Genomic DNA, 8,256 nt, shown 5'->3' with positions numbered 1-8,256 from the left:
AATTGGAATTTTTGAAATTTTCTTCTTTGTTGACATATTATCTAATTTTTAGTCAACTTTTTTCAGGACAAGACAAAGTACAAAAAAATCCGACAAAAATTGTCGGATTTTATATTTCAAGAAATTTTATTTAGAAAAATTCAAAGGATATTTTACGTTGGCATATCCGTCTAAACTTGCTTTGAGAGAACCTACTAAAAGTTCTGCCCTAATTTCTACGGGAACGTGGTTTTCGTCATTGGTTACCCACATCGTAACGCCTTCTTGAGATTTAAAAATTCTCCCACTCATCACGTATGGCTTGATTTTGAGACAAGAAATATCTCCAAATTTGGTAGTTTTGTTTTCTACAGCCACCACTTTTAGCATAAATGGATAAGATTCATCATCAATCCAAACGTTCATTTTAATATTACTTCCTACTTTAAATTTAGATTTGTCCATACTTCTAAGGTTGTAAAAAGAAGAAAGCATATCTTGAATTCCTCTCATGGTTTTAAAATTTTTAGAAGTTTGGTCTAATTTATTGGTTAGGGTAAGAGATTGATTATCATGGTTAAATTCGGTTTCATAATGTCTTCTGTAACCACCTTCCGAAACGTTTCTTACATAATAACTCGGTAATCCAGTAGCGATATTAATGTAACTTTCGTACACATCATCCACTTTGAAGAAAGCTCTTACTGCACCAGTACTTCTCCCAACTCCTGTCACTCTGTAATGAGGTTTTCCTTTATAAGTAATTTGGTTGGTGGTCAATGTAGCGGTTCCTGCATTTAAGAAACCATAATGTAATCTATAAGAGAGTTTTTCACCACTTTTAATATTGTCAATTTGTGAAAAAACAGTGATTGAAATTAATAAAAATATAAAATTGAATATTTTTTTCATAATCGATTTTTAAATATTTATTTCTTCGCAAATTCTTTGCCAAAATTTTAAAGTGGCAATTTTACGCATAATCAGTATTGACAAATGTCATAAATGTTACATAGGCCAAACCACAAAATTTGCTATATTTGCAAAAAATGAAAAGTTTTTATTCGTAATTCAAATTTACAATAAAAAATATATAAATGGTAAATACAGATTTATTGATTATCGGAGCCGGACCAACCGGTCTTTTTGCTGTTTTTGAGGCAGGTTTACTTAAAATTAAATGTCACATCATAGATGCATTGCCACAACCAGGCGGGCAATTGGCAGAACTTTATCCTAAGAAACCAATTTTTGATATTCCTGGTTATCCATCAGTGTTAGCAGGTGAATTGGTAGATAATTTAATGGAACAAATTAAACAGTTTGAGCCTGGATTTACTTTGGCAGAAACTGCAACTACTCTTAATAAATTAGAAGATGGGACGTTCGAAGTGATTACCAATAAAGGTACAATTCACCGTGCAAAAGCTGTGGCAATTGCTGGTGGTTTAGGAACTTTCGAGCCGAGAAAACCTTTGATTGACAATATTGCAGACTACGAAGAAAAAGGAGTAGAATATTTTGTGAAAAATCCTGAACATTTCAGAGATAAAAATATTGTAATTGCTGGTGGTGGTGATTCTGCACTGGATTGGAGTATTTTCTTATCTAATGTGGCAAAATCTGTTACACTTATTCACCGTAGAAATGAGTTTAGAGGTGCTCTTGACTCCGTAGAAAAGGTACAAGAACTTAAAAATGCGGGCAAGATTAACTTAATTACACCTGCAGAAGTAATTGGTCTAAAAGGTGATGGTCATATAGAAGCTATTACAGTAGATAAAGAAGGTGAAGTTTACGATTTAGCAACCGATTATTTTATTCCACTATTTGGATTAACTCCTAAATTAGGTGATATTGCGAATTGGGGATTAGAAATTGAGAAAAATGCGATTGTGGTGAATAACGCTTTGGATTATCAAACCAATATTGAAGGCGTCTATGCAATTGGCGACGTGAATACTTATCCAGGAAAATTAAAATTAATTTTATGTGGTTTCCACGAAGCAACTTTGATGTGTCAAAGTGTCTACAATAGAATGAATCCTGGCAGAAAATATGTCTTGAAATATACGACTGTAAGTGGAGTAGATGGTTTTGACGGAACCAGAAAAGAAGCCGAAAAAGCAGTAGTGAAGAAGATAGATTAAGAGCCAAGTGAAAAGATTCAAGTAAAAAACTTGAATTTTGAATTTTAAATTTTGAATTAATGGCATTAGACGTAAACATAAAAATTACAGATAGAAACGGAGTTACCCATGAAGTGGCAGCACCTACAGATATGGCGATGAACTTGATGGAAATCGTGAAACTCTATGAATTAGCAGAAGAAGGAACGATTGGTGTTTGTGGAGGAATGGCAATGTGCGCATCTTGTCAATGTTATGTAAAAAGTGACACTCCGCTTCCTGAAAAATCTGATGAAGAAGAAGCAATGCTTTCTGAAGCATACAATGTAAAAGAAAATTCTAGATTAGGTTGTCAAATTCACATCACCGAAGATTTAGAAGGTCTGGAAGTAGAGTTGGCTCCTTACGAGTAAATGTTCTTCTGAAAAAAATAAAAAAAGGCTGTTTCAATTTCCGAAACAGCCTTTTTCTTTATCAAGATTGAATTAATTCACTAAAAATAAAGCATTGCTAAATAACAGAATTCCGTTTTCCCAAAATGCTCTAAAAAGCGGATTGTCTATCATGTAAACCAGTTTACCAGAGCCTTTGCTTTCTACTGAATAACTTACCGTTTCGGGTAGTTTTTTTCCGAAATTGTGGCCAATATAACCATAGCTTTTATAGTTTTTAGGTACATAAACTATATTGTTGCTTCCTTTCAATAAAGAATAGATTTTGTCTCCCGTTTTTAAACTGTAATATTTTTTGCCTAATCCAAAAGATAAAGGATGGGTAATGTCTAAATTATTCTCAATGATTGCACCAGGAATGGAATTGGCCAATAGTCTTCTTTCTTCACTTCCAGAATCTAAGAAACGTTCTTTCAACTCCTTTTCCTTTTTTAATTTTTCCGCAGCTTGTTTTTCTTCATCTGAAGCATAAGGATTTAAGGCGAAACCTTCTTTTCCGTCAAAGATATTCAGTGCGCCATCAATTGCAATTACTTTTCCGCCATTGTTAATCCATTCTGTTAATCTCTTCATTTCAGCATCAGAAAAATTATATTTTCCGTCTGCCAACACCAAAGTATTAAATTCAAAAAGTTTTACATTTTTGAGTTTATTTTGCTCCACAATTGTTACGGGATAATTCAAGACTTCATCAAAATAATACCAAGCAGCACCAAATTCAGTAGAAGTAACGCCTTCACCAGAGAGTAAAAGCACTTTTGGAGCTTTCATCAACGCGAAGTTCTCTCCACCTAAATCTTTAGCATTTTTAGAAAAACCTGTAGAAATAGTAGTGAAATCATTTTTCTTTTTTACGATTTCTCCTACAAGGTTTTCAAAATCAGTAATTTTTGGGTTGTCTCCTTTAGTGATAACAATTCCTCCAGGTTCTATGGTGGTATCGCCAAAAATAGCCTGTTTCATGGCATATCTTACTTTAATGTCTTTTTTGTGAAGTTCGCCTACAATTTCTGCAGAAATTCTGTTATTCCAAGGTACATAAAATGCGTAAACGTTTTTCGGAATTTCTTTAGAAGTAGTTTCAATAGAATTTTTTGTTTTTATTTTTAAAGCATTTTTTACCGCATAACCTTGCACGCCGTAAGCTAAAGGAAGGCTCCAAGCGGTAATGTCATAAGAAAGACTGTCCGTCATTTTATTAGTCGGTTCAAATAAAATCTGTGTGAAAACCGCTTTCGGTTGATCTACTTTTACAATTAAATCATTGGGCTCTACAGAAAAACTTTCATCTTTTTTACTGAAATAATTATAACCGCTTGTGCTCATTTTTTCAGTTGCATAAGCATATTCTATTTTATTAATTTTGAGGAGTTCTGCTAATTGAACGTTTTTAGGATTGTGTTTAACCACATATGTAGCATATTTTCCTTTCATCTTCGTTCTAGGATTATTCATGAAATTTCTAAATCCTTTTATTAATGGTTCCATCTGCGAAGCTGAGGTTTCTACTACTGCTAAAACAGCAGTTTTATGGTGGGTTAATCTTTCTTTGATGGTAAGATTTACACCATTTTCCATCGTAACTTCTCTACCGGCACGAATTCCGCCTTGTTCTATGGTCATTCCTACGGCTCCATTGTACATAGGATAAGTGTCTCCATAGCTAGGATAAAAAAGATCAAATCTTTCACTGGTGTTATATAACCAATTTTTTTTGTCAAATTTTTCGGCAATATTTTTTCCTAATAATTTGTGAAAATCTTTTTGATAGGCTTCAATAAATTCATGTTGAGGTTCTGCTGCAGGCGGAAAAAAATAAGGAGAATCATATCCTTGCTCATGAATATCCGAATGTACATGTGGCATCCATTGGTTATAAATTGCCATTCTCTGCTTAGTTTCTGCTTGCGTTTGCCAAGCCCAATCTCTGTTCATATCAAAAACATAATGATTGTATCTTCCGCCAGGCCATTCTTCTGCATGTTCTCTGTCGAATTTATTAGGATTGGTATTTTTACCCGAAATTTCTCTTAGCCAGTTTCCGTATCTGGAAAATCCATCAGGGTTAAGACATGGGTCTAAGATAACAATCGTGTTTTTCAGCCATTCTTTAGTTGTTTTATTTTCTGGGTTCGCTAATTCGTAAGCTACAGAAAGAGCGCTTTCGGTTCCAGCCCATTCGTTGCCATGTACATTAAAACTTAGCCAAACAATGAGCTTGTCGCCGATTTTGGTTGAGGTTTTAGGAGCCATACCAATAGAAGCTAAATTCTGAAGTCTTATTTCTTCTAGGTTGGCTAAATTTTCAGGAGTTGAGATATAATAAAGATTAAGATTTCTATGTTCTGAAGTTTCACCGTATTTCTGGTGTTTTACATAAGGAGTTTGGGTGGTAAGATGATTGAAATAATCTTCTACTTGATGATAAAGGGTAATTTGTTTTCCATAAGTGGGTATAAATTCATTTGGACTTTTTACCTGTGCAAAACCAATTGCAAAAATATTAATCCATAAAAGAAATAAGAGTTTTTTCATGTCTGATTTAAATTTTATCAAAAATAACGATTATATCATTATTAGAAATAGGTTTTTAATAAAAAATCCAAAACTAAATGTTTTGGATTTTTTATTATTTTGTTTTAAAAGTGATATTAAAGAGAAGGTACTTCATACCAATTTGTTCCATCGCAAATGAATTCCGTTGCACCAATAGTTATTCCATAAGTGTTAGAGGCTTTTATGCCATCAGAAGCAGTGTAAAGTAGTCCAAAAGGCGTTTTGCTTTTTACATTAATTGTTGTATTACTATTATATTGAGTGTATGATATTTTTAATCTTGCGCCATTTCCTACAACAGCTGGAGATGGTAAAGTAATGTTTATATTAACAGTTTCAGAAGTAAAAGCGGAATAATTTAAAAGTAGTACGCCTCCAATACTAGAATTTTGTACAGTGTAATTAAATGTTGTAGAATTTACATCAACAACAGAAAAAGGGATATTGGGAGTTGACAATGTAGCCCAAGTTCCATCACCTCTTAGATAGGTGCTAGAATTAGCTGTTCCTGTTGCCGAAATTTTCGCTGTGGTTATAGAATTATCATCTACGGTTTTAGCATGTAAAGCATAAGGAACACTTAGAAGTTGAGAAGTGCCATTAATGGTATAAGAATTGCCACCAGTTGGGTCTATTTCAGTTTTTATGAAATACAAATCGTCTCCCCAATTAATATTTGTTAGAGAGCCACTTACAAGACTTCCGCTACCTATTTTAGCAGTAAAAAGTCCGTTGTTGTTAGTGGTTGAGTTTTGAGTTTCAGAGTATACTGTAGTTCCATTAATAGAATTTTTTATTATACTGAACTTTATGCCAACTGAATGATTAACCACTAATGCGTTAGAAGCATTTCTTACCACTGCTTGATAACTAATTAGATTAGGTGTCTGCGCAATTAATAAAGTTGCAAATAAAAAGGCAAATAGCGAAAATAGATTTTTTTTCATAGTATTATTTTTTAATTATTTTGAAAGTTTTAATGGTTTGTTTTCCTTTCTTTATATTCAATAAATAGACAGAAGGTAGGCGCTTCACCATATTAATAGAGGAGTCTTTTGAAGTGATTTCATTAGATTCTAATAGACGACCATTAGAGTCTAAAAGTTCAAAACTCAAATTTTTATAATCTTTATTTATACTTATTGTTAAAAAATCTGTAACCGGATTAGGAAATGCGTTGAAAATAAGATTAATGTCTGTTTCGTTAACTCCTAAATACGTGCTCACTTCATAAGCTTGTTGGGTGCCTTGAGAAATACTTCCGTTTCCCGAGCTTGTAGTAGTGTAAATCGTTTCTCCAATAGTAGAGCTTACCATTCCTGCTGAAGAACTAGTGTCAGAACCAGAAGAGACAATAGCCGATTGGGCTTTTATAAGAAAAAAATTGCTTAAGACCAAAGCTAAAATAATGTACTTTTTTTTCTTCATTTTAATAATTGTTATTAATTTAATTGTAATTGGTAAAATATATTTGACAAAGAATAAAATACTATTAGACTTATGCTAATGTATTTTTGTTTTTCAGAGAAATTTCAATTGAAAAATAGATTTTTATTTAATATTTTTCTATAAAGGATTGTTTCATGATTATTATTATTCAAATATATAAAAAAAATCCAAAACTAAATGTTTTGGATTTTTTTTAAAGTTAAAAGACAATTCTTAATTCTTCACAGGAATATTCTTTAAGATTTCTTGTAAATATTTCCAGAATTTTTGAGCAGATGGAATATTCGCTCTTTCGTCTGGAGAATGCGCTCCTCTAATTGTAGGCCCGAAACTTACCATTTCCATTTTTGGATAATTCGCGCCAATAATTCCGCATTCTAAACCAGCATGACAAGCAGCAACGTGAGGTTTTGCTCCGAAGTCCTTTTCATAAATTTCTGTCATAATTTTAATGATTTCTGCACCTGGTTTTGGTTTCCAACCTGGATATGAACCCGAAAAGTCAACTTGCATTCCTGCCAGTTCAAAAACAGATTTCAGTTGTTCGGCAACAGCCATTTTGGTAGATTCTACAGAAGAACGAGTAAGGTTTAAGATTTTTAAACCACCATTTTTCAGTTCTACTCTTGCGATATTATTAGATGCTTCTACTAAATCTGCAACGTCTGGAGACATTCTGTATACACCATTGTGAGCAGATTTTAAAGCTAAAATAATTTTTTTAGAATCTTCTACAGAAAGTCCGTTCTTTGTATTTTCATCGGTAGCGAAATTAATTTCTAAATCTTTTTCAACCGAAGCAAATTCTTCTAAAATATCAGATTTAAGGGTTTCTAATTTTTGTAAATATTCAGAAGCATTGTTTACAGCAACCAAAGCGTGAGCTTCTCTAGGAATAGCGTTTCTCAATCCTCCTCCGTCAATAGAAATCAATTGAATTTCGTTTGAAATGCCTGCATAAAGCAATCTTCCCAAGATTACATTAGAGTTGCCAAAACCTTTATGAATATCCATTCCAGAGTGGCCACCTTGTAAACCTTTGATTTCAATTTTCACGAAATTTGATGAAGTAGAAGTCAGAGTATAGTTGGCAGAAGCCGTTACATCGATTCCACCAGCACAACCTATATCTATTTCGTCATCTTCTTCTGTATCTAGATTTAATAAAATTTCGCCTGTTAATTGACCAGGTTTTAAACCAAGCGCACCTGTCATTCCTGTTTCTTCATCTATGGTAAAAAGCGCTTCTATCGCAGGATGAGCAATGTCTGAACTTTCTAAAATACTCATAATGGCTGCAACGCCAAGTCCATTGTCAGCACCTAAAGTGGTTCCTTTTGCTTTTACCCAATCTCCGTCTACATACATTTCGATTCCTTGCGTGTCAAAATCGAAATCTACATCATTGTTTTTCTGACAAACCATGTCTAGGTGAGATTGTAAAACCACGGTTTGACGGTTTTCCATTCCTGCGGTTGCTGGTTTTTTGATGATGACGTTTCCAACTTCGTCTACAGAAGTGGGTAAACCAAGATTTTCGCCAAAATTTTTAATAAAAGCGATAACTCTTTCTTCCTTTTTAGAAGGACGTGGAACGGCATTAAGCGCCGCAAAGTTTTTCCAAATATTTTGAGGTTCTAAATGGGTAATTGACATATAAAATGATTTCTTACAAAGATAATGAATCGTGA

The 8,256-nt window shown here is 33.2% G+C and carries 7 protein-coding genes; 2 read left to right on the top strand and 5 right to left on the bottom strand.

Going from position 1 to position 8,256, the window contains the following annotated elements:
• Window positions 1-126: 126 nt before the first annotated feature.
• Window positions 127-891: a DUF3108 domain-containing protein gene (locus tag QO190_RS12195; protein WP_371463757.1), complete on the bottom strand. Its 765-nt coding sequence runs from the start codon at window positions 889-891 to the stop codon at window positions 127-129.
• Window positions 892-1,076: 185 nt separating this feature from the next.
• Between QO190_RS12195 and QO190_RS12190 the strand changes: the two genes are divergently transcribed.
• Both QO190_RS12190 and QO190_RS12185 read left to right on the top strand, forming a co-directional pair.
• Window positions 1,077-2,129, top strand: a complete 1,053-nt coding sequence (locus QO190_RS12190; protein ID WP_371463755.1) for an NAD(P)/FAD-dependent oxidoreductase — start codon at window positions 1,077-1,079, stop codon at window positions 2,127-2,129.
• A 59-nt stretch (window positions 2,130-2,188) separates the two neighbouring features.
• Entirely contained in the window at window positions 2,189-2,521 is a 333-nt protein-coding gene (locus QO190_RS12185; protein ID WP_213196457.1) for a 2Fe-2S iron-sulfur cluster-binding protein, read from the top strand.
• Between the two features lie 72 nt (window positions 2,522-2,593).
• Here QO190_RS12185 and QO190_RS12180 read toward each other — a convergent pair whose 3' ends face one another.
• From QO190_RS12180 to QO190_RS12165, 4 genes are all read right to left on the bottom strand, one after another.
• Window positions 2,594-5,095: a M14 family zinc carboxypeptidase gene (locus tag QO190_RS12180; protein ID WP_371463753.1), complete on the bottom strand. Its 2,502-nt coding sequence runs from the start codon at window positions 5,093-5,095 to the stop codon at window positions 2,594-2,596.
• A 116-nt stretch (window positions 5,096-5,211) separates the two neighbouring features.
• Window positions 5,212-6,063 carry a hypothetical protein gene (locus QO190_RS12175; protein WP_371463751.1) on the bottom strand — a complete coding sequence of 284 codons (852 nt, stop codon included), beginning with the start codon at window positions 6,061-6,063 and terminating at the stop codon, window positions 5,212-5,214.
• A 4-nt stretch (window positions 6,064-6,067) separates the two neighbouring features.
• Window positions 6,068-6,544 carry a T9SS type A sorting domain-containing protein gene (locus QO190_RS12170; protein ID WP_371463749.1) on the bottom strand — a complete coding sequence of 159 codons (477 nt, stop codon included), beginning with the start codon at window positions 6,542-6,544 and terminating at the stop codon, window positions 6,068-6,070.
• A gap of 234 nt (window positions 6,545-6,778) precedes the next feature.
• The gene (locus QO190_RS12165; protein WP_371463747.1) at window positions 6,779-8,221 is read right to left on the bottom strand and encodes an aminoacyl-histidine dipeptidase; all 1,443 of its coding nucleotides are present in this window, start codon (window positions 8,219-8,221) and stop codon (window positions 6,779-6,781) included.
• Between the last annotated feature and the right edge of the window lie 35 nt (window positions 8,222-8,256).

The sequence above is a fragment of the Cloacibacterium sp. Arc13 genome, from assembly GCF_041431305.1.
In the GTDB taxonomy this organism is placed as follows: domain Bacteria; phylum Bacteroidota; class Bacteroidia; order Flavobacteriales; family Weeksellaceae; genus Cloacibacterium; species Cloacibacterium caeni_B.
This window is presented reverse-complemented; position numbering and strand designations above follow the sequence as displayed.